This window comes from Actinoplanes awajinensis subsp. mycoplanecinus (assembly GCF_001509495.1).
Taxonomy (GTDB): domain Bacteria; phylum Actinomycetota; class Actinomycetes; order Mycobacteriales; family Micromonosporaceae; genus Actinoplanes; species Actinoplanes palleronii.
The window spans coordinates 169,714-191,270 of record NZ_LLZH01000306.1 but is presented as its reverse complement, the minus strand read 5'-3'; the positions used below and the strand labels follow the sequence as shown (position 1 = coordinate 191,270).

General features: G+C 70.2%; 13 protein-coding genes. 5 read left to right on the top strand and 8 right to left on the bottom strand.

All coding sequences use genetic code 11. From position 1 onward, the window contains the following. The first annotated feature begins 582 nt into the window (after positions 1–582). Positions 583–924, top strand: coding sequence for a YbaB/EbfC family nucleoid-associated protein (locus tag ADL15_RS38340; RefSeq protein WP_067702105.1), 342 nt, complete (start codon positions 583–585; stop codon positions 922–924). Positions 925–1,148: 224 nt separating this feature from the next. Here the strand turns inward: ADL15_RS38340 and ADL15_RS38335 are convergent, their stop codons facing one another. Further along, complete coding sequence (locus ADL15_RS38335) at positions 1,149–3,869, bottom strand: replicative DNA helicase (RefSeq protein WP_083972279.1); 2,721 nt, start codon at positions 3,867–3,869, stop codon at positions 1,149–1,151. 509 nt (positions 3,870–4,378) lie between these two features. On the opposite strand from ADL15_RS38335, the gene ADL15_RS38330 reads away from it, so the two are divergent. Together ADL15_RS38330 and ADL15_RS38325 are read left to right on the top strand one after the other, a co-directional pair. Further along, positions 4,379–9,259 (top strand): hypothetical protein, encoded by a 4,881-nt coding sequence (locus ADL15_RS38330; protein WP_067702099.1) that lies wholly within the window; start codon positions 4,379–4,381, stop codon positions 9,257–9,259. A gap of 47 nt (positions 9,260–9,306) precedes the next feature. After that, positions 9,307–9,813 (top strand): hypothetical protein, encoded by a 507-nt coding sequence (locus ADL15_RS38325; protein WP_067702097.1) that lies wholly within the window; start codon positions 9,307–9,309, stop codon positions 9,811–9,813. A 132-nt stretch (positions 9,814–9,945) separates the two neighbouring features. Here the strand turns inward: ADL15_RS38325 and rplI are convergent, their stop codons facing one another. The 5 genes from rplI to ADL15_RS38300 all read right to left on the bottom strand — a co-directional run bounded on the left by rplI (position 9,946) and on the right by ADL15_RS38300 (position 12,934). Next, positions 9,946–10,395 carry a 50S ribosomal protein L9 gene (rplI, locus tag ADL15_RS38320; protein ID WP_067702094.1) on the bottom strand — a complete coding sequence of 150 codons (450 nt, stop codon included), beginning with the start codon at positions 10,393–10,395 and terminating at the stop codon, positions 9,946–9,948. A 14-nt stretch (positions 10,396–10,409) separates the two neighbouring features. Beyond that, the gene (gene rpsR / locus ADL15_RS38315; protein WP_007073789.1) at positions 10,410–10,649 is read right to left on the bottom strand and encodes a 30S ribosomal protein S18; all 240 of its coding nucleotides are present in this window, start codon (positions 10,647–10,649) and stop codon (positions 10,410–10,412) included. A 42-nt stretch (positions 10,650–10,691) separates the two neighbouring features. Further along, positions 10,692–11,270 carry a single-stranded DNA-binding protein gene (locus ADL15_RS38310; RefSeq protein ID WP_067702091.1) on the bottom strand — a complete coding sequence of 193 codons (579 nt, stop codon included), beginning with the start codon at positions 11,268–11,270 and terminating at the stop codon, positions 10,692–10,694. A gap of 66 nt (positions 11,271–11,336) precedes the next feature. Beyond that, positions 11,337–11,627 (bottom strand): 30S ribosomal protein S6, encoded by a 291-nt coding sequence (gene rpsF, locus ADL15_RS38305; RefSeq protein ID WP_067702088.1) that lies wholly within the window; start codon positions 11,625–11,627, stop codon positions 11,337–11,339. Positions 11,628–11,938: 311 nt separating this feature from the next. Beyond that, entirely contained in the window at positions 11,939–12,934 is a 996-nt protein-coding gene (locus tag ADL15_RS38300) for a hypothetical protein (RefSeq protein ID WP_067702085.1), read from the bottom strand. 129 nt (positions 12,935–13,063) lie between these two features. Between ADL15_RS38300 and ADL15_RS38295 the strand changes: the two genes are divergently transcribed. Both ADL15_RS38295 and ADL15_RS57210 read left to right on the top strand, forming a co-directional pair. Beyond that, entirely contained in the window at positions 13,064–13,840 is a 777-nt protein-coding gene (locus ADL15_RS38295; protein ID WP_067702082.1) for a deoxyribonuclease IV, read from the top strand. Between the two features lie 21 nt (positions 13,841–13,861). Further along, a complete protein-coding gene (locus ADL15_RS57210) occupies positions 13,862–16,828 on the top strand; it encodes a hypothetical protein (protein ID WP_394326973.1) in 2,967 nt (988 codons plus the stop codon). 314 nt (positions 16,829–17,142) lie between these two features. Here ADL15_RS57210 and ADL15_RS38280 read toward each other — a convergent pair whose 3' ends face one another. Further along, positions 17,143–18,663, bottom strand: coding sequence for a glycosyltransferase family 87 protein (locus ADL15_RS38280; RefSeq protein WP_067702080.1), 1,521 nt, complete (start codon positions 18,661–18,663; stop codon positions 17,143–17,145). Positions 18,664–18,790: 127 nt separating this feature from the next. Beyond that, positions 18,791–21,217, bottom strand: coding sequence for a transglycosylase domain-containing protein (locus ADL15_RS38275; RefSeq protein WP_232344797.1), 2,427 nt, complete (start codon positions 21,215–21,217; stop codon positions 18,791–18,793). Positions 21,218–21,557 lie beyond the last annotated feature (340 nt).

Genomic DNA, 21,557 nt, shown 5'->3' with positions numbered 1-21,557 from the left:
CCCGGCCGGGGCAGGTCGTCGCGCGTTCAGGCGGCCGTCGCGGCGGATCTTCACTCAGGGTCTTGTTCCGGTCATTCCCGACTTTCTCCCCACCCTGATCGCCGAGGCGGCCCTGAACCATTCGGATCTCGCCGGCCGCTGATCGGTAGGGCCGCTACCAGCCGATTCGGCGACGGGCGCGGCGAGCGCCACCATCGACATCTCATCGGTGTTACGGAACCGCCCGCGAATTGGGACGGCCCGGCGACGTCACTGACGCGCACCTCTCGGCCGCCCTCGACCGCCGTTGACCGAGAGCAACCATGCGGCCCTCAGCGCCCGCGCGGCCACCCCTCTCGTGCCCGGCACCGCGACCAGCGGCAACTGACTCCGGCCGTCGCATCACCGACAAGACCGCCGACCAGCCACAGTGGCATTGATCACGCTCAGTGACCACAAAACGGAGTCGATCCGTCACTTAAAAGTGAGCTATTTCGATAGCTCTCTCTTTTCGTTCGCGTTACGAAGTCATTGGAATACGCAACGTCGCGGATCTTGGGTATTGTCACGTCGCCCCCTGTCGCGGCGAACGGAGGAAGAACCGTGACTGAAACCGCTGATCGCGCGGCAAGTCAGGCCCTGCGGAACGATCTCGAAGACGTCTACGGCCGGTACGAAGAACTACGCTCCGGAGTGGACGAACTACAGCGCAGCCTCGCCACCATGCAGGTGAGCGCGGAGTCCTCGGACGGCGCCGTCCGGGCGACCGTGAACGCCGACGGTGAGCTCATCGGGCTCCAGCTAGACCATCAGGCCTGCCGCGAGTGGAACGTCGAAACCCTGGCCCGGGTCATCGTCGAGACGGTCCAGCACGCCTCCGCCGGCAAACACCGTCAGGTCGAACGCCTGGTCACCACCCACCGCCCGCCAGACGACCCCGCCTGACCGGCCACCGCCCAGCGCCGCCCCTCCAGCGCCTCCCCTGCGGCCGCGCCGCCCTCTGCGGCCCCGCCGCTCCAGCGTCCCACGGCGGCCCCGCCGCTCCAGCGCCACCGCTTCGGCCCCGCTGCCCCTGCGGCGCCGCCGCTCCGATGCTGCTGCTCCGGCGCCGCCCGGTGAGGCCCGGTGAGGCGCGGCCATCCGGCCACGCCCCACCAACACAAACCGTCCTAAATGGCCATGTCCACGAAGCGGGACAGGTGCAGCTGCGCCGCCACCGTGATCGTGTCCGTCGGGCCGTTACGGTGCTTGGCGACGATGAAGTCGGCCTCGCCGGCGCGTGGTGACTCCTTGTCGTAGTAGTCGTCACGGTGCAGCAGGATCACCACGTCGGCGTCCTGCTCGATCGAGTTGTGGACGGCGATGCCATTGGCGATGAAGTTGTGTGCTCCGGCGACCGTGGCGTCGTAAACGGTCTCCACGCCGTCAGGCTCGATGGCGACGATCTCGTCCCAGGTGACGTCGTTGGTGGCGAGCATCTCCAGCTCGTTGTCCTCCAGGATCGCCGCGGCACGTGCGATGCGGTCTCGTGACGGGTTGTGCTTCCACATCGTGCTTCCGGAGAACTGCGTCCCCATGGCGGCAGCGAACTGACGTTGAGGCATCCGCCGTTCAGCGAGGACGTCCCTGACTCGCTCCCACACTGCCCGGGGGATGGTGTCGACGTTCGTATTGGCTTTCACGCCCAGCAGCCGCTGGCGCAGCAGCTCGGCCGCCACGCCACGTGCCCCGTGAACGCCGATGACGCGGCAGAATGCCTCCTGGTCACCAGCACCGTAGAGGTGCAGCTGATAGCCGTCTCGATAGCCGGCCTTGCGGACCGTCTTCAGCCGCGATTGAATCCCGAACCGCCAGAGCAGGCGGGCCACGTCGTCGACGAGCCGGCGGCTGGTGGAGGCGTAGTAGATCCTGCCCAGCGGGCCATCGGCACCGTCTTTCTTGATCCACACCGACCCGTCGGTCGCCCACAAGTGCCGCAGGAACAGGGCGATCTGCTCCTTCGGGAGGCTGAACACCTCCGGCGGTACGAATTTCTCGTGGCTGCGTTTGCCGAACAAACCGAGCGAGTCGACCCACTCCGCGACGGGATTCCGCTTGCCGTGAGTGAGCCGATAGGGCGCGACGAGCCGCAGCGTCGTGCACTTGGCCTGGGGATAGTCGTCCCGAGCGGCAGTGATCCCGAAGTGAGTCGCGGCATCGCGCACCGCCTCGAGGTTCGCCTCGTCGGTGCTGGCATACCGCATCGACTGCCGGGGAAGCATCGACCCGTCCCCTAGAAGGTGGGCCAGCAGGACAACCTGCCGGTCGGCCCACTCGGTGACCTGGTCAGGTGCGCAGACGTGGCGCGGCGCGGCAATCCGGTGCCCGACCGACAGATCACCCAGGGAGGTCCACCCGTCGTAGGTGCGGAAGGGGTGGTTCGCGGTCGCACGGATCTCTCGCCCGGACGCCAACCGCATCCGGAACACGGGCTTCTCACCGGTGGTGAACACGTGGGTGAGGTGTCGGCGCACATATTTCAGGCGCTCGTCGAGCGCCCACACCGGAACGTCCCGGGCTCCGCTGGCGAACAGCTCACCCATGGTGGTCTCCGCACCGGTGTCCGCGCGGAGCACTCGGGTCTCCGCGGTCAAACAGCCGGACTCACGCAGGTCGGACAGCTGGGGCCGCTTGTCGGTGCGCTGCTCGGGGCCACGGTTCAGCTGGCTCACCCCGATCACCGGGCACTCGATCTCCTTGGCCAGCAGCTTCAGACCACGGGAGAGCTCGGAGACCTCCTGCTGCCGGCTCTCGGTCTTCTTCGGCGAGGACATCAGCTGCAGATAGTCGATGACCAGCAGCTTCAGGTTGTGCCGCTGCTTGAGCCGGCGCGCCTTGGCCCGGATCTCCATGAGGTTCATGTTGGGGGTGTCGTCGACGAAGATCGGCGCCTCGCTGATCTCGCCCATCCGCCGGGCCAGCTTGGTCCAGTCGTCGTCGGAGAGCTGTCCCGAACGGAGGGTGTGCAGCGGCACCCGCGCCTCGGCGGAGAGCAGCCGCATCACCATCTCGATCTTGCTCATTTCCAGCGAGAAGATGGCGCTGGCGTGACCGTGCCGGATCGCCGCGTTCCGGGCGAAGTCCATGCTCGCCGTCGACTTACCCAGACCGGGCCGACCGGCCACGATGATCAACTGACCGGGGTGCAGGCCGTTGAGCAGGCGGTCCAGGTCGGCGAAGCCGGTCGGGACACCGCTCATCACGCCACCCGAGGCGCCGACCGCCTCGATCTCGTCGAGCGTCGGCTGGAGCATGTCGCCGAGCGCCGCGAAGTCTTCGCTGACCCGTTTCTCGGTCACGTCGTAGATGGCCTGCTGGGCCAGGTCGACGATGTCGTCCACGTCGCGGCCGCCGTTGCCGCCGGCGCCATACCCCAGCTGCACGATCTTGGTGCCGGCCTCGACCACCCGGCGCAGGATCGCCCGCTCCGAGACGATCCGGGCGTAGTACGACGCGTTGGCCGCGGTCGGCACGCTCTCGATCAGCGTGTGCAGATAGGGCACGCCGCCGATCCGCTGCAGGTCCCCGCTGTCGGCCAGGGCGGCCGCGACGGTCAGCGCGTCGGCCGGCTCTCCCCGTCCGTACAGATTGAGAACGATGTCGTAGATGGTGGCGTGGACCGGGCGGTAGAAGTCGTTGGTCTTGAGAATCTCGACGACGTCGGCGATCGCGTCCTTGGAGAGCAGCATGCCGCCCAGCACGCCCTGCTCGGCGGCCACGTCCTGGGGCGGCGCCTTGTCGTACTGTCCGCCGTTCGGCGACTCGGACCGGCCGGAGCCGCCGTTTCGGGGTCCCCCGGACGGCTGAGATGAGGGACGAGGTTCCGGTCGTGCGTCGTCGGTGATCGACACCGGGACATCCCCCTTAGTTGGCCCTGCCACGATCCTGATCGAACAGCCCCCGTACGACCTCTTCGGCCGATCTCGCTTCAAGTTCAGCCGGAGCGGTCGATCAGAGGGCGGGACCACTGTACGAACCCTGCTGCCACCAGCCCAACTGCCGCGGTGGACGAGTCTTGGGACAACCTGTGGACAGGACCCCCTCAGCTGTGGGCAAGCCTGTGCACACCATGTGGACAACTCTTGGGGAAAGAGTCTCAGCAGCACTTTTCTGGACGCGACCTGTGGAGGGCAGAAAAGCTGATAGATCTGGGAAAATACCGGGTCGGGTGAGCAAGCTGTCGCTGTGAGGCGTTGCGGTTCCGCCTTCGGCACGTCACCCTTTTCAGGTGGACCAACGGGAGTGGGACTACGGTGCCCGCATGTCGCGCGATCGGCGCGGTGCGGACCCTTGGCCCACCCGAGAGCCGGAGATCAACGAGTCAGAGCCCAGTTGGTCGGCTCTGACCGACACCGGCAGCATGACGCCGAGCCCCGAAGCACTCACCTGGCAGCGCCGCGCGGACGCGTGGGCGCAGCAGGGTGACCAGCAGGGCGACCTCGAGCCGTATTCCGGCGGTGGCGGCGGTCACGCCATCGAGCCGGCGAACCGCTGGTCCGACGTCGCGGCCACCGGCCGGCCCACCTTCCCGGCCGACGGCGCCGGCTGGCGCACCCAGACCTCGGAGTGGCGGGCCACCGGCGCACGCTGGCGGCAGACCACCGAGTGGCGCTCGTCCACCGGCTCGCACGTGTGGCGTTCCACCACCGAGGCGTGGCAGCCCGGCGACGACCCCGCCGACGCGCCGCCCGGCACCCCCGCCGCCGATCTGATCCGCCCGACCATCTCCGGCACCGCCTGGCCGACCCCGGCCCTGGAGTCCGGCTCCGGCCGCGACGGCAGCCGCGACCGGGAGAGCAGCCGGGACATCTCGTCCAGCTGGTCGGAGACCCCGTCCTGGCGCCGCGACGCGGACACCGGCCGGGCCGCGACCACCCCGGTCGAGCAGACCTGGAGCAGCTCGGGCTCGCAGACGCCGTCCTGGCAGCAGCCGCCCGCGCAGACGCCGTCCTGGCAGCAGCCGAGTCAGCAGACCCCGTCCTGGCAGCAGTCCGGCCAGACGCCGTCCTGGCAGCAGCCGTCGTCCCAGCAGCAGTCCGCGCCGTCCACCCCGTCGTGGCAGCAGCCGTCCCAGCAGCAGCCGCCGTCCACCCCGTCGTGGCAGCAGCCGTCCTCGCAGCAGCCGCCGTCCACGCCGTCCTGGCAGCGGTCCGCCGACCCGCGGCCGGCCACGCCGTCCTGGCAGCAGCCGTCCGACTCCCGGTCGTCGTCCGCCTCGGCGAGCGGCGCCTGGTCCACCGAGAGCGCCGCCGCAGCCCCGTCCTGGAGCGACAGCCGCCGTTCGCCCGGTGAGAACACCACCGACATCGGCGGCTGGGAGCGCCCCGACGGCCCCGGCTGGCAGGCCGGTCCGCGCGACGACGGCCGGCACTTCGTCCGGGAGGACGACCGGGCCGCCTGGCGCCGTGGCACCGACCCGGAGTGGTCCACCCGGCGCGGCCGTCGGCGTGCGCCCGAGCCCGATGGTCAGCCCTCCGGCGGCAGCGGCTGGTCCGGCACCTCGTCCGAGGACGACTGGGCCGATCACACCGACACCGGCAGCATGCAACTCGGCCCGGGTGCGCAGTCCGGCGATCCGGGCGCGCCCGGCCCGTCCTGGGGCAGCCGGTCCGCCCGGCGCGGTTACCAGGCTGACCAGGCGAGTTATCCGGAGACCCCGCGCCGCGGTCTCGTTCCGGAGCAGCCCACCGGCTACGCCACCGAGCAAAACGGTTATGCCGGGCAGAACGGCTATCCGGGGCAGCCCGCTCAGGATTCCGGCGCCGCTTACGGCGAGCGCGGCGGACAAACCCCTATTCGGTACGGCGTACGTCCGGAGTCCTCCACCCGTCTGTCCCGCCGCCCCGCGCCCGACGAGGCCCCGGCGCCCGGTGTCAGTGGCCGGATCCGGGACGACAGCGCCGCCGCCTCCGGTGGCCTGCCCCAGCGCCAGCGCGCCGACCAGAGCAGCCCGCGCATCGACCAGACCGGTTTCCCCGAGCGTCAGCGCGGTGAGCAGCGCGGTCTGCCCGGCCGGCAGCGCGGCGATCAGGGTGGCCCGCGCGTCGACCAGAGCAGTCTGCGCATCGACCAGACCGGCTTCCCCGACCAGCAGCGCGGCGAGCAAGGCGGCATGCGCGGCGAGCCCGGCGGCATGCGCGGCGAGCAGAGCAGTATGCGCGGCGAGCAAAGCGGCCCGCGTGGCGAGCAGAGCGGCATGCGCGGCGGCCCGGGCGGTGCGCCCGAACGCCAGCGCAGCGTGCCTGAGCAGCAGCGCGGCGAGGGCCGGCCGAAGCGCTACAACGCGAACCCGACGAACTGGCGCGAGGACACCTCGTCCTGGGACGCCGAGCAGGACACCAGCAGCTGGACCCGGGACCCGGACACCGGCCAGTGGAGCCGGGCCGAGGACGACCCGCGCGTGCTTGCCTGGCGTGCCGAGGCGGCCCGCCGTGACCAGCAGAAGCCGGGCGGCACCGTGGAGCCGCCGCAGGCCGAGCCGGCCAGTTGGGACGGTGGCGGCGGACGACGCGGCCAGCGCGACGAGCCCGCCGGCCCGGTCGGCGGGGTGCCCGGCGGCCCGCTGCCCGGCAGCGCCATGCCCGGCCCGGCGCCGCGCAGCGCGATGCCCGGCCCGGCGCCGCGCAGTGCCATGCCCGCTCCGCGCAGCGCGATGCCCGGTCCGGCCGCGCCGCGCAGTGCGATGCCCGGTCCGGCCGCGCCGCGCAGTGCGATGCCCGCCGGCGAGGGTGGCTGGTCGAACAGCGGTGCGATGCCCGGTCCGGCAACACCGCGCAGTGCCGTGCCGAACGGTGGCGGCACACCCTGGAACGGCGCTGACCAGCCCGATCCTTACGCTTCCGGCCGCTTCCGCGGCGAGGGATATTCGCCGGACGGCGGTCAGCCGGGGCGGGACGCTTCCGACCCGTACCAAAATGGCTTTGGCTCGGACAACGGCGCAGGCCGCCGCCGCGCGGCGGACCCGGAACCGGAAGGCTGGCCGGGCCGTCAGGCTCGCGGCGGTCCGGAGGACGACTACGCCACCGGTGGCTGGCGCCAGGGCCCGATGCCGCCCCGCCAGGGAACTCAGCGTGAGCTGCCCGCAGGACGCTCCGACGGCCGCGGCGAGCAGTCCGGCTACGCCGAGCCCGGTTATGGCGCTCAGCAGCCTCGTGAGCTGCCCGCCGGCCGTTCGCCGTGGCCCGAGACCGATCGCATTCCGCGCCAGTCGGCCTACGGCGCCCAGGAGCCGGCCGGCTGGGCCGAGCCCGACCGTGCCCCGCGTCGGTCCGGCTACGCCGACGCCGGTCAGAACGGCTACGGCGACCCGGAGCCCAACGGCTACGGCGGTCCCGAGCAGAACGGCTACGGCGGCCCCGCTCAGGGCGGCTACAACGGTGCGGGTCAGGGTGGCTACGGCGGCCCCGAGCCGGATCGTGGCGGCCGTGACCAGCGCCGATCCGGCGCACCCGGCTACGGCAACCCCGAGCAGGACGGCCCGCGCCGATCCGGCGCACCCGGCTACGGCGGCCCGGATCCGGAGGGTTCCGGCTGGTCCGACACCGGTCGTGGCGGCCGTCGATCCGGCGCGCCCGGCTACGGCGGTCCCGAGCCCGACGGCTCGTCCTGGGGCGACCAGCGCCGGGTGAGCAGCGCCCGGGCGTTGCCGGCCGGCCCGACCCGGCGCGAGGAGCCGAACGGCTACGGCGTCGACCCGCGCAAACCTCCTTACGGCGCGCAGCGTGAGCTGCCGGCCGGCCCGTCGTCCTGGTCCGACCAGGCCGGCGGACCGGAGATGCCCGGACCGGACGGCTTCGGGCTTCCGCGCCGTCGCGACGATCAGGACGAGCCACCGTACGGCGGCGGCCGTGGCTATGACGGCCGCGACGATCCGCCCTTCGGCGGTGGTGGCGGCCGTGGCCGCGACGATCGGCGGCCGCCAGGCTCGTGGAACGACGGCAGCGGCCCAGCACCCGGACGGAACGGCTCAGGGCAGGGCAGCGGCGGTTATCGCCGCGGCGCCGACCCGGATACCGGTTACAGCAACGGCGGCGCGCCGGACGGGGGCGGCTGGCGCGCCAACGCCGACAGCGACGCCCCCACCACCGGTGCAGCCTCGGGCGGCACCGCACCTCGCGCCGAGCCCGGCGCGGACTGGCGTGCCGACCTCACCGGCAGCACCGCGGCACCGGTCTCCGGCGCCGCGGGCTACCGTGCCGCCGCCACGCCCGACACCGACTGGCGGTCCGGCCTCAACGGGGGCAGCGGGGTCACCACCAGCGCCGCGCCGGTCTCCGGCTACCGCGCCACCGCCACGCCCGGCAACGAGTGGCGCGCCGAGCTGAACGGCGGCGGCGCAGCCCCGGCCGCCCCGGCCCCGGCAGCACCCGGCGCCGACTGGCGCGCCGACCTGACCGCCGGCGCGACCGCGGTCGCCGCCATCCCCCCGGTACCCGCCGCCGACTGGCGCGCTGACCTCACGGCCGGCACCGCCACCGCTCCCATCTCGGGTGCGGCCGGGTACCGCGCCACCGCCGGCGCCGACTGGCGGGCCGACATGAGCGCGGCGCCCACCTCCGGCGCCGCACCGGCCGCCGGCAGCACCGGGTACCGCGCGACCGGCGAAGCACCGGCCCCCGACGACTGGCGCCGCGAGCTGAGCGCCGAGGTCGGCGACGGCGAGGCGCAGCGCTTCAGCACCTCCAGCTTCCCGCCGTTCCGGCCGAACGGGTCAGCCGCGGTCGCCGGCAACGCGAACCTGGCGATGGGCGCCACCTCGCTGATCGGCACGCCGCAGGCAGACGCCCCGGACGCCGACAACGTCTGGCCGCCGCGCCGCGGCGTGAGCAGCGCGCTGTTCGAGAGCACCGGCTCCTACGAGCGCCGCCCGGTCAGCAGCGGTGTGCTCTCCGGCAAGCAGAGTGACCTGCTCAACCCGGACGAGGACGAGGACGAAGAGAAGTCCAGCAGCCCGCTGGCCGCGGTCGGCTACACCGTCGTCTGGTACGGCGTGCCCCTGGTCCTCTTCGTCCTCGGCATGTTCCTGCTCAACTCCGACCAGCGCACCAACGCCCTGAAGACCCTGGCCAGCGCCGCCCCGCAGTTCGGCATCTCGCTGGCGCTGAGCATCGTCGTCGCGTTCGGCCTGCGCTTCGCCACCACGGCGTGGAAGTCCGCCAGCGTCGGCCTGGCCGCCGCGGTCGTCGGCGGCGGGCTCGCCACCGTCCTGGCATCCGCCATCAGCGGCAACAGCCTCAGCTGAGGACCGCTTCTCCGCCGGGCCGCACTTTTCCCGTACGTTCATACGCCGTGACCCCGGACCCGCCCGTGTGGCTGCTCGACGTCGACGGCGTGCTGAACGCCTACCGCGCCGGCTGGTACTCCGCGCCCCGCGTCATCCAGGTCTACTCCACTGCGGACGCCTACGACTATCGGATCCGCTACGAGCCACGCCTGATCGCCGCGATCGGCCGCCTGCACGTGACCGGCCGGGCCGAGGTGACCTGGTGCAGCACCTGGTGCAGCGACGCCGCCGCCCTGGAACAGGCGCTCGGCCTGCCGGAGTTGCCGCGCGCCTTCACCGAGCCGTTCACCGGCCCGGACGCTTCCCGGGCGAAGCTCGCCGCCGCCCAGCGGGTGATCGCCGCCGGTCGGCGCCTGATCTGGACCGACGACGTGGAGATCGACGTGCACGCCGACGTCTGCACCCCGTGGGCGGCCACCGGCGGCGCCCTGCTGATCAGCCCGGACGCCGGCCGTGGTCTGCGCGCCCGCGATCTGCGCCGGATCGAACGGTTCCTGCACCAGCAGCCCTGACCCCGGCAGGCGGTGGGGCTCTCCGGGGTGTCTCCACGTCGTGGAGGCACCCCTGAGGACCAGCCATCGGCCGGGAGAAAAACGAAACGGCATGCCGGATCACCGGCATGCCGTTCGCTGTGGTGCGGGGTGTTACTTGGCGGCGACCACGTTCACCGGGAACGTGGCGGTCACCTCGGGGTGCAGCTTGACCAGGACGTTGTACGAGCCCGTGGTCTTGATGTGACCCGGGAGCTCGAGACGACGACGGTCCAGCGCGGGGCCACCGGCGGTCTTCACCGCGGTGACGACCTCAGCCGGGGTGATCGAGCCGAACAGACGCCCGTCCTTGCCGGCCCGCGCGCTCAGCGCGACCTTGAGGCTGGACAGCTGGGTCTTGACCTCGTTCGCCTGGCCCAGGTCACGGATCTCGCGAGCCTCGCGGGCCCGCTTGATCACCACAACCTGCTTCTCGGCGCCCTTGGTCCACTGGATCGCAAAGCCCTGCGGAAGCAGGTAGTTGCGGCCGTAACCGTTCTTCACCTCGACGATATCGCCGGGGGTGCCCAGGCCGGACACTTCCTGCGTGAGGATGATCTTCATTTGGGTGATCCTCCTCAGCGAGCCGTAGCCGTGTACGGCAGAAGCGCCATCTCGCGGGCGTTCTTAACCGCGCGGGCGATCTGTCGCTGCTGCTGCGAGGTCACACCGGTGACGCGGCGGGCACGAATCTTGCCGCGGTCCGAGATGAACTTCCGCAGGAGCGCGGTGTCCTTGTAGTCGATGTAGGTGATCCCGTCCTTGTCGAGCGGGTTCACCTTCTTCTTCGGCTTGCGAAGCGCCGCAGCCTTAGCCATAGCTCTTACTCCTGAACTCAAGAAACAAGAAAGCCCGAAGGCTTAGAAGGGAGGCTCGTCGTCGAACGAGGAGTTGCCGCCACCGCCGGAACGGTTGCTGGAGGCCGGAGCCGCCGATGCCCACGGGTCGTCGAAGTCGTTGCTCCGACCGCCGCCGCCACCGGACTGCTGGCCACCGCCACCGGGCTGCTGCCGGTTGCCACCGCCGCCACCGCCGCCACCGGAGGCGCCGAAGCCACCCCCGCCGCCGCCGGAGCGACTCGCCTTCTGCACCTTCGCCGTGGCGTAGCGCAGAGACGGGCCGATCTCGTCGACCTCGAGCTCCATGACGGTGCGCTTCTCTCCCTCTTTGGTGTCGTACGAACGCTGGCGCAGCCGGCCCTGCACGATCACCCGAGCGCCGCGCTGCAGCGACTCGGAGACGTGCTCGGCGGCGTCACGCCAGACACTGCACGAGAGGAAGAGTGGCTCGCCGTCTTTCCATTCGCCCGACTGCCGGTCCAGAGTCCGCGGGGTGGAGGCGATGCGGAACGAACAGACCGCAGCACCCGAATTGGTGAAGCGCAGCTCAGGGTCGTTGACCAGGTTGCCAACAACCGTGATTACGGTTTCTCCAGCCATGAAACTTCTCCTCGCCGCTCAAGTCGTTGAGACAAAGGGTCTCAGGACCCTCTGACAAAAAACGACTCAGCGGGTCTCGGGACGGATGACCTTGGTCCGCAGAATGGACTCGTTGAGCTTGAGCTGACGGTCCAGCTCGACCACGGCCTCGGGCGTCGCCTGCAGATCGACGACCGCGTAGATGCCTTCAGCCTTCTTGTTGATCTCGAACGAGAGCCGGCGACGGCCCCAGACGTCGAGCTTCTCCACCGAGCCGCCGGCAGTCCTGATGACGTTCAGGTACTGGTCGAGCGACGGGGCTACGGTGCGCTCCTCGAGCGAAGGATCGAGGATCACCATGAGTTCGTAATGACGCAAGACATTCACCTCCTATGGGCTTTGCGGCCACGGTCTCTCCGTGGCAGGAGGTCTTGAGTCGCACGCAGCAGAAAGCCGTGGGAGAGAGAACGCCTCGAGAGGCACGCCCACGGCGGTTCAGACTGCGAACCGAGCCAGCATACCCACGAGGTAGCCTCCAGCCCAAAACGAAAGACCCCGTCCGTGGACGGGGTCTTTCGTCATGCAGAGCCGCGGGGCGTCCGGTCCGGTTCGTTGGGTGGGACCTGGGGAGGAACGACCACACCGATGAGGTGGACGCGGTCGCCCCGCGGAGCCTTACCAGCCGAAGCTTACGCCAGATTTGCCCGGGATGCACGTTGCGACACGATTGCCCGAATCGCGGCGGTAAGAACACCTAGCACACAAACGATCGCGGTCAGCCCGAGCAGCCCGATCGGCCGGGTGGTGCGCAGCGGCTGCAGCGCGGCGACCGGTTCGGCCGCTGGAGCGGCGAGGGGACGGTCCGCTTCCGCGCCCGGCGAGTCCTCGAACCCCGGCACGACCGGGTCGGCGCTCGTCACGCTGGTCACCGACGCGGGGTCGGCAGGCGCCATCGACGCACGGTCGCCCGGCGGCATTCCGGCAAACGCCGAGGCGGCGGTGTCCGCCGTACGCGAAGCCTTGCTCTTGATCTTGTGGGGTTGATCGTCGCGTGGCGTCGCGGTGGCCGCGCTCGTCGTGTCCCGCGCGGGGGTGGACGGGCGGTCGTCGTCAGGTACCCGCAGGCCGGCGCGGGTGGAGTCCGCCGAGGTACGGGTCGGCCGGGAGCGCGGTGGCCGGTCGGTCGGCCGCGCTGAGCCGGACGCCGACGAGTTGCCGGACGAGCCGGTGCCCATCGACGACGGGCCGGCCGAGTCGGAGTCGCCGGGAGCCGGGTTGGCCAGCGACGCCGCGGCCGACGGCACCGCGGTGACCAGCATCGGGACCGGGTCGTCGGCGCCCGTGCAGTCCGGGGTGAGCAGCACCGGAGTGGTACCGCGACGGAACAGCACCTCGGCCGCGCCGTCGTCCGGAATGACACCCTTCGAGGCACCCGCCAATTCCAGCCGGGCGTCGTGACCGGTCCGGTTGACCACGTGCAGCGTGCTGTCCGCGGGCACCGTCAGCTTCTCGACACTGGGCTGGGAGCTGCAGGAGAGGCCGAGCACACCCCCACCGAAGGTCACCCGGCGATCGCCCGGTTCGAACTGGTCGGCGCTCGCCGTACCGGTGCTGAGCAGCGGCAAGCCGAGGAGCAGACCGCTGGCGACCAGTGCCGCCACCCGGTATCGGAACCGCCGCGCCATGCACTCTCCCCAGTTCGGCACCGGCCTTGACCGGCAAACGGTCAAACGTGATCGATGGGGCTAACGACGGGTAGCGGAGGCCGGTGACGCTCGGCGGAAAGTGTCGGACCGGCGTCGTAGGCTCGTGGCATGCGCATCGGAGCCCATGTCGACCCCACTGACCCGCTGGTCGAGGCCGCTGCTCGCGGCGCCGAGGCGGTGCAGTTCTTCCTCACCGACCCGCAGGGCCACAAGAACCCCGCGCCGCGCGACGACGCGGCCGAGCTGCGGGCCTCCGAGGTGGACATCTACATCCACGCGCCCTACATCGTGAACGTCGCCTCGCCCAACAACCGGATCCGCATCCCGAGCCGCAAGCTGTTGCTAGCGCACGCCCGGGCCGCCGCCGAGCTCGGCGCGAAAGGTCTGATCGTGCACGGCGGGCACGTCGGCGCGGGCGCCGATCTCGACGCCGGGTTCGTCAATTGGCGAAAAGCTTTTGAGTACGCGGAGAAGGAGGGCGGCCTCCCCCTCCCGATCCTGATCGAGAACACCGCCGGTGGCGACAACGCGTGCGCCCGCCGTTTCGACGACCTGGCCCGGCTGTGGGACGCGGTCGGCTCGTTCGGCGCGGGCTTCTGCCTGGACACCTGCCACGCGTTCGCCGGCGGCGAAGACCTGCTGAACATCGTCGACCGAGTCAAGGCGATCACTGGCCGGATCGACCTGATCCACGCCAACGACTCCAAGGGCGGATTCGACTCGGGCCAGGACCGGCACGACAACCTGGGTAATGGGAAGATCGACCCCGAGTTGGTGGTCGCCGCCATCCGCGCCTCCGGAGCCCCGGCCATTGTGGAGACTCCGGGCGGGGTGGAAGGTCAGAGCGCTGACATCGCCCTGCTGCGGGAGCGGTCGGGCGCCTGACGAACGGGTCCGGGGAGGGTCATGTCCGAGCAGCCGCCATCGCTCTCGATCAGGTCCGCGGGTGACGGCGCGGAGGCGCCGGTGCCACGGGAGCCGAAGAGGAAGCGGCTTTTCGGCATCCTCGGCCCGAAGCGCCCCGCGGCAGTAATCAAAGAGGACAGTTCGCCGGTCGCTACCGACAAGTCGGATAAGCCCGGTGCCGAGACCACGTCGCTGAAGGCCGCCGAACCGGACGCTGCGGCACCGAAGCCCGGCCAATCGGACTCAACGTCGCCGAAGGCAAGCGGCTTAGACGCTGCGTCGCCGAAAGCCGACGAATCGGACTCCGGCTCGCCGCGGGTCGGCGGGTCGGCGTCTGAGCCGCTGACGGCCGGCGGCGGCGGGCCTGACAAATCCCGCGAATCTGTCCCGGCCGCTTCCGGCAACCCGCAAGAGGCGGGCACCAAGCCGAAACGGCGCGGGCTGCCCGACACCCGGCCACCCGGTGCGCCGCCGGACCCCTGGACCGCCTTCACCACGATCCCGGAGAAGCCGCCGGGCCGGATCCGGCGCGGGCTGCGGGCCGGTGGGCGCGGGCTGATCCACGAGTACGCGCTGTCCTTCTACATCTCCGCGCTGCTCGCGGTCGGGCTGACCTGGCCGACCCTGCGCTACCCGCTGCACACCCTGCCGCAGGATCTCGGCGACCCGTCCCGGCAGGCGTGGCAGGTCTCCTGGGTCGGGCACGTCCTGCGGACCAACCCGGTGAAGCTCTGGCAGTCGAACGCCTACTTCCCGGCCAAGGACAGCTTCGCGTTCGGCGACAACCTGCTCGGCTACGCGCCCTTCGGCCTGATCGGCGACGGGCCGAACGCGGCGATCCTGCGCTACAACATCCTCTTCGTGGTCGCGCACGCGCTGCTGCTGTTCGGCGCGTATGCCCTGGTGCGTCAGCTCGGCGTCCGGCCGACCGGCGCCGCGGTGGCGGCGGCCGCCTTCGCGTGGGCGCCCTGGCGCCTCGCACAGGAGGGCCACCTCGACATCGTCTCGGCCGGCGCGATCCCGCTCGCCCTGGCTCTGCTGGCGCGCGGGCACGGCTGGTCGCTGCGCTACGGCTTCCGACCGGCCCTCCGGCATACCGGGTGGGCCGCGCTCGGCTGGCTGGTGGCTATCTGGCAGCTGAGTCTGGGCTTTTCGCTCGGGCTGCCATTCGCCTATGTGCTCGGCGGCATCGTGCTGTTCCTGCTGATCGCGGTGCCGATCCGCTGGTTCCGGCAGCGCCGCCGCACGAAGGCCGCGAAGGCACTGGCACCTGCGCTGGTGCCGGCAGCCGAGACGGCCACGGCCGTGACAGCGACAGGCACGGAGGCCGAGGCCCAGAAGGGCACTGCGGACAAATCGGAAAAGGGCTCCGCAGCCGGAGTGACGGAAGCGTCAGCCCGGGGCACGACGAAGGACGCGGAAGAGGGCGCCGACAAGGCCGCTCCGAACGCCACGGACCGGGCCACGGACAAAGCTGCGGATCAGGCCGGCCTGAAGCCTGCGGGTCAGACTGCACAGAAGCAGGACGCGGACAAGAGCACGCAGAAGACCGCAGACCAGTCCATCCGGAAGACCGCAGACCCAGACGCGCAGAAGTCCACGGCCCCGGCGACCGAGAAGGCCGGGGCGCTCGCCGCCGAAAAGACCGCGGCACCCGCGACCGAAAAGGCTGCGGCACCGGCCGCTGAGAAGACCGCGGTACCCGAGACCGAGAAGGCTGCGGTGCCGGCCACTGAGAAGGCCGCGGCGCCAGCGACCGAAAAGACCGCAGTGCCGGCCGCTGAAAAGGCGCCGGCCGCCGGAAAGGCCGCTGGGCAGGGCGCCGAGCCGGGCAGCGCGACGGTCACCGACCAGGACCAGCCGAAAGCCACGGCCGAAGCCGCAAAACCGGGCGCGCGGAAGTTCGCGAAACCGCGCCGTGAGAAGAAACCGCGCAAACCCACCAAGCCGCGCACGCGGAAGGGGCCGAGGGAGGGCACCGTCCTCGGCTGGCGGCTGCTGCTCACCAACTTCCTCGGCGTGCTGTTCTTCGTCGGGGTCGGTGCCGTGATCGCGATCCCCTACCTGCGGGTCCCGGACTCACCCACCCGCAGCAGCGAGATCGACTTCTTCTCGCCGCCGCTGCGCAGCCTGCTGATCGGGCCGGCCGAGTCCCGGATCTGGGGCGCCGCCCACGCCACCCCGCGTGCCTCGCTCGGCTGGGCCGCCGAGATGTCGCTGCTGCCCGGCTTCATGCTCTACGCACTGGCCCTGGCCGGCCTGCTCTTCTCGATCTGGCGGTGGCGTCAGCGGCTGTTCCTGGTGCTGGCCCTGGCAGCCTCGGTGATCCTCACCCTCGGGACCACGTTCTTCGGCGGCCGGTGGACCTACCTGCCGCTCTTCGGGCATCTGCCGGCCTCGTTCGACCTGCGCATCCCGGGCCGGCTGATGCTCTGGACGACGCTGCTGCTGGCGATCCTGGCGGGCGGGGCGGTCGACGAGTTCGTCCGGCGTGCCGAGCAGCTCGCCGCGCAGCGCACACCGCCGTGGCCGGGGCCGTGGATGCGGCTGGCCACCCTCGTACCGTTGCTGCTTGTGGCGTTGGAGGGCTGGAGCTCGACCGCGCATCCGGTGGCGCCCACCCAACCGGCCGCGATGCGGACCGTGGGCGGGCCGGTGCTGGTCCTGCCGACCGGTGCGCTCGAGGATCAGATCGTGCAGCTGTGGACCACGTCGCGCTATCAGCAGGTCGCGAACGGCGGGGGCACCGTCGCCGCGGCACAGCAGGCCGAGCTGCGTGCCAAGGTCACGGCGTTCCCGGATCTGGCCAGCATCGCGTACCTGCGCTCGATCGGGGTGAACACCGTGCTGCTGGTCCGGTCCGATGTGGCCGGGACCCCGTGGGAGCAGGCCGGTGAGCTGCCGGTGGACTCGCTCGGCATCCGCCGCGAGGACCTCACCGACGCGGTCGTCTTCCGCCTCAACTGACAAACCGCACGAAACGAAGGCGACAGCCTCAACTGACAGACCGCGCGAAACGAGGCTCCGCCTCAACTGACAGACCGCGCGAAACGAGGCACAGCCTCAGCTGACGGACCGCGTCGTCCCACTGGTCGCCGCGCAAAGTGCGAGCCGCAACCGCGGAAAGGGCGAAGGCGGCCGGGAGCAGGCGCGGGGCTGTGCTCCGGTCGTACCGGAAAAGGGTGAACCCGGACCATCGGCGGCCGTGAGTGGAACGCGAAGCGGGGCACACCCGAAGGTGCGCCCCGCTCGGCGAGAAAGAGACGAGAAACCGCAGGTCGCTAGACCTTGACCACCACCGGAGCCTCCGGCGGCGCCATGTCGCCGGCCGGGATCGCGGGGCGGCTGAAGCCGAGGTGCCGGCGCAGGTTGTCCACCCAGCCGACGTCCGGGCCCTCGAACACGCCGGCGTCCGGGTCGGTGCCGTAGGTCTGCCGGACCACGTCCAGCTCCGGCTTCCAGATCTCCCGGATCACCAGGCCGCACAACACCGCGACGGTGATCAGCCGCAGGCTGGACGCGAGCACGAAGGTGCCCTCCGGGATGACCGACTTGCCGCCCGCGCCGATCAGCTCGGCGTAGAACGCGGCGAAATACCCGATCTCGGCGACCGTCCAGGCCAGCACCGCACCCCACTTCGGGCGGGCCAGCACGATCAGCGGGAGCAGCCAGAGTACGTACTGCTGCGACCAGACCTTGCTGAAGATCAAGAAGAAGGCCACGACCAGGAAGGCGAGTTGGGCCAGTCGCGGTGGCTTCGGCGCGAGGAGGCCGATCACCATGAGTACGACGCATGCCAGGCCGAAGAGCGCGTACGACGCCACGTTGAGCTGCGGGATGTGGTCGCTGAGCCACTGGAACGGCCCCCGGTCGCCGGGCGAGCCGGTCTTCCACTTGCTGTCGAGGTACCGCCCGACGTACCAGAACGTGCCCCAGTCCACCGGGCGCTCCGAGTTGAGCCGGAAGAAGCGCAGCCAGGACTCGTGGTACCAGTACCAGACCGGGAAGTTGACCACCAGCCAGGTGATCACCGCGCCGATGGTCGCCTCGACCCACGGCATGATCCGTCCGCGGCGCAGGGCGAGCACCAGCAGCGGCCCCAGGATGAACAGTGGCCAGAGTTTGGCCGCCGCACCCAGTCCCAGGAAGATCCCGGCCAGGGCGGGCCGGCGCCGCACCCACAGCAGCAGGCCGATCGCGGCCAGCCCGATGGCCAGGAAGTCCCAGTTGACCGTGGCGGTCACCAGCAGGATCGGGGACAGCGCGAAGATCGCGGCGTCCCAGGGCCTTCGTCGTCGCATGGCCAGCAGCACCGCCGCGGTGGCGACCGCGAACAGCGACAGGATCAGCGCGTTCGCGTTGTAGAACCAGCTGCCCTGGTTGATGCCGGTGTCCTGGGTGGTGCCGTACCAGTGCACCGGCAGGCCGAGCGCCCCCATGAAGTACCCGGTGACGACCGGGTACTCGACCTGGTGGTCGACGTACGGCACGGCGCCGTCGCTGAGGCCCTCGGCGTAGTACAGCGCCAGCACGTCGGTGTAGCAGAACCGGGTGTACTGGACGTTCTTCTGCCAGTCGCCGCTCATGCAGGGTGACTTCTGCACCCAGGAGAGCGCCAGGATCAGGCAGGTAAGGGCCAGGATCAACCGTGGGGCGGTCCAGAACCGGTTGGGCCGGGCGTCCGGGCGCGTCGCGTGCGAGCCGAGTGGCCCGCCGATGAATTGCGACAGTCCCCGCACGAAGCCGTCCGAGGTCGCACTCGGGACGTCGGGCCGGTCATCGTTGGGCGGTTGCGCGCTCATGTCTTGGCATCATGCCGCATGAAGCTCGGAGATCGGCGGCCACCCGGGCGCGGCACACCGATGGATAGTCAATGAAAAAACGGCGCCCACCTCAAGGAGGTGAGCGCCGTTCGAGCCGGGGGAGACATCAACCGCCGTTGTTGTTTCCGCCACCGTTGTTGTTGCCACCGTTGTCGGTGTTTCCGTTATCGGTGTTGCCGTTGCCGGTGTTGCCGTTGTCGGTGTTGCCGTTGCCGTTGCCGGTGTCGCCGGTGCTGTCCTGGTTCTGGCAGAGGAACGACAGATCGCTGTCACAGACCTTGCTGTTGTCCTCGACCGGCTGCTCCACGGGCGGGGGCGCCACACCGTTGCCAAGGGAGTCGTCACCGCCGGGGATACGGTCCGGGAACTTCTCCTCGTCCCACTTCTTCTTCTCGGCCACCGTGTCGATGAACTGCTTCCAGATGTCGGCCGGGGTGCCACTACCGAACATCTTCGAGTCGTCCGAGTTTTTCAGCGCGACTCGGTTTCCCTTGCCGCCGACCCAGACAGTCGCCGCGAGTTGCGGGATACCCCCGACGAACCAGGCGTCACCGTTGCCGGAGCTGCCATCGCCGAGTTCCCATGATCCACTCTTGGCGACGGCCTGGCGACCGTTACTCAGGGGGTGCTTGGCGTGATCCGGGATCTGCTCCATGACGCCGGCCAGGTCGCTCATCTTGTCCGCGTCAAAGACCCGGACGCCTTCCTTGGTGATGCTCTTCAGCGTGCTCATCTTGCCGGTTGCCGGGTCAACGGCCTTGATCGCTTTAATGAAGTGCGTCTGGTGCCGGACGCCGCCGGCCACGATGGTAGCGACGCCGGTGGCATGGTCCAACGGGAGCACCCGGTACTGGCCGAAGCCCACCTCGGGCTCGAACTTCTTTTTCCAGCTGGCCTCGTCGGACGCGTTCAGGTCGACCCGCTCACTCTTCTTCTCGGCCCCGGTCGCGTCGGTCCACATGTAGTTGATGCCGGCCTTTTTCGCCGCGGCGATCACCTTCTGCTCGCCAAGCTGGGATGCGATCCAGTAGAACGGGAAGTTGTACGACTTGACAGTGGCTTGCTCAAGATCACAGTGCGTGATTGCACCCTGACAAGTTTGCCCCGGGTCCTGGCCAGCGTTGCTGATCTTCCGATTACCGGGCCGCTTCAGCTCACCGTTCCAGATGGTCTTGAAGGAATAGTTCGCCTGCAGCGCTGCGGTCAACGTGTAGATCTTGAAGGACGACGCTGGCGACTGGCCGCCACCGCCGTCGTTCTGCACGCCGGTGCCCTTGCCGTCCATGTAGCCACCGAAGTCGGTGCCGTAGGGGTCGTCACCCCCGTAGTAGCCGAGCACCTCGCCGGTTTGCGGGTCGATACCGATCACCGCGGACTGATAGGTCTTTGGCAGCTTGTTCATCGGCGAGCTCTTGCTGGCACGGGAGCCGGCTGCTTCGGCCGCCTTCTGCACCACCGGGTCGATCGTGGTGGTGATCGTCAGACCACCCTTTTGGATCATCGGGTCGGTGATACCGAGCTGGTGCATCTCGTACGTGACATGCCGCGAGATGACCCCCGCCGGTTTGCCGTCCCAGCACGTAGCGCATTTTGTGCTGGCCTTGCCGGTCAGCGGCTTGGGCCACGCGCGCTTGTCGTAGACCTCCTGGGAGATCCAGTTGTGGTCGAGCATCTGCTTCATGGTGTATTCCCAGCGGACCTTGGAGTCCGTGGGGTTGGTCACCGGGTCGTAGCCCTGGTGCGTGGCCGTCGGGTACGGCTGCTTGATGATCGAGGCGATCACCGCGGCCTGGTACGGGTTGATCTCCTTGAGCTTGCCGTTGCCACCCTTGACGATCGTTACGCCGTAGTAGCCCTGAGCGGCGGCCTCCGCGCCCAGCCGACCCTGACCGAGGTCGATGTAGTTCAGGTACAGACCCATGATCTGGTCTTTGTCGTACTTGGACTCGAGCTTGCGGGCGATGACCGCCTCGCGCAGCTTCCGGCTGTAGCTGATCTCCTTGAGATCGGCGACGTGCCGGGCGTACTGCTGGGTGATCGTCGACGCGCCCTGCTTGTCGCCGCCGGTGAAGTTGTTCCACGCGGCGCGGGCGATGCCCTTCATGTCGATGCCGTTGTGCGTGTAGAAGTTGCCGTCCTCGGCAGCCGCCACGGCGTGCGACATGGTCAGCGTGATGTTCTGGTACGGCACGTTGACCCGGGCTTCACCGGTCTTCGCGAGGACCTGGCCCTTCGCGTTGTAGATGACGTTCATCTGCTCCTCCGCCTTGGGCGTGGGGAGCTCGACGTCGTCGAAGAAGTAGGTACCGCCGACGATGCCAGCGCCGATCATGATGACCAGCACGGCCGCCGCGGCGGTGAGGATGTTCGCGCGGCGGTACTTCTTGTCCGCCTTGGTGCGCGGGCGCTTGCCGGAGCCACCACCGCTCAGGTTGCTCGGACCACCGCCGGAACCGGGCGGGGGCACCGAGGCACGCCCACCGATCGGGGCGCCACCCACCGCGGCACGGCCTGGCACGGCCGCGCCACCCACGGCGGCGGAGCCGACCGAGGCACGGCCGCCGACCGGAGCGGCGCCGCCGACCGAGGCACGACCCCCGACTGGGGCCGCACCGCCGACCGAGGCACGCCCTGGGGAGACCGAGGCGCGGCCGGGAGAGGCGGAGCCGACCGACGCGGAGCCGGCCGGGCGCCGATAGGCATCCGGGCCGGGCCGTTGTTCCTCGTCGTCCGGTCCGGAAGCAGCGGACGGCCCGGGCACTCTGGCCCGGGCTCGTGCGTTCTGCGGATCGCCGTACGCGTTCATTCCTTCACACCTACCGTTCGCGGTGGCGCGGCCGGGCTGTCCGGGAAGGACTCCCGGAGACCGTGCC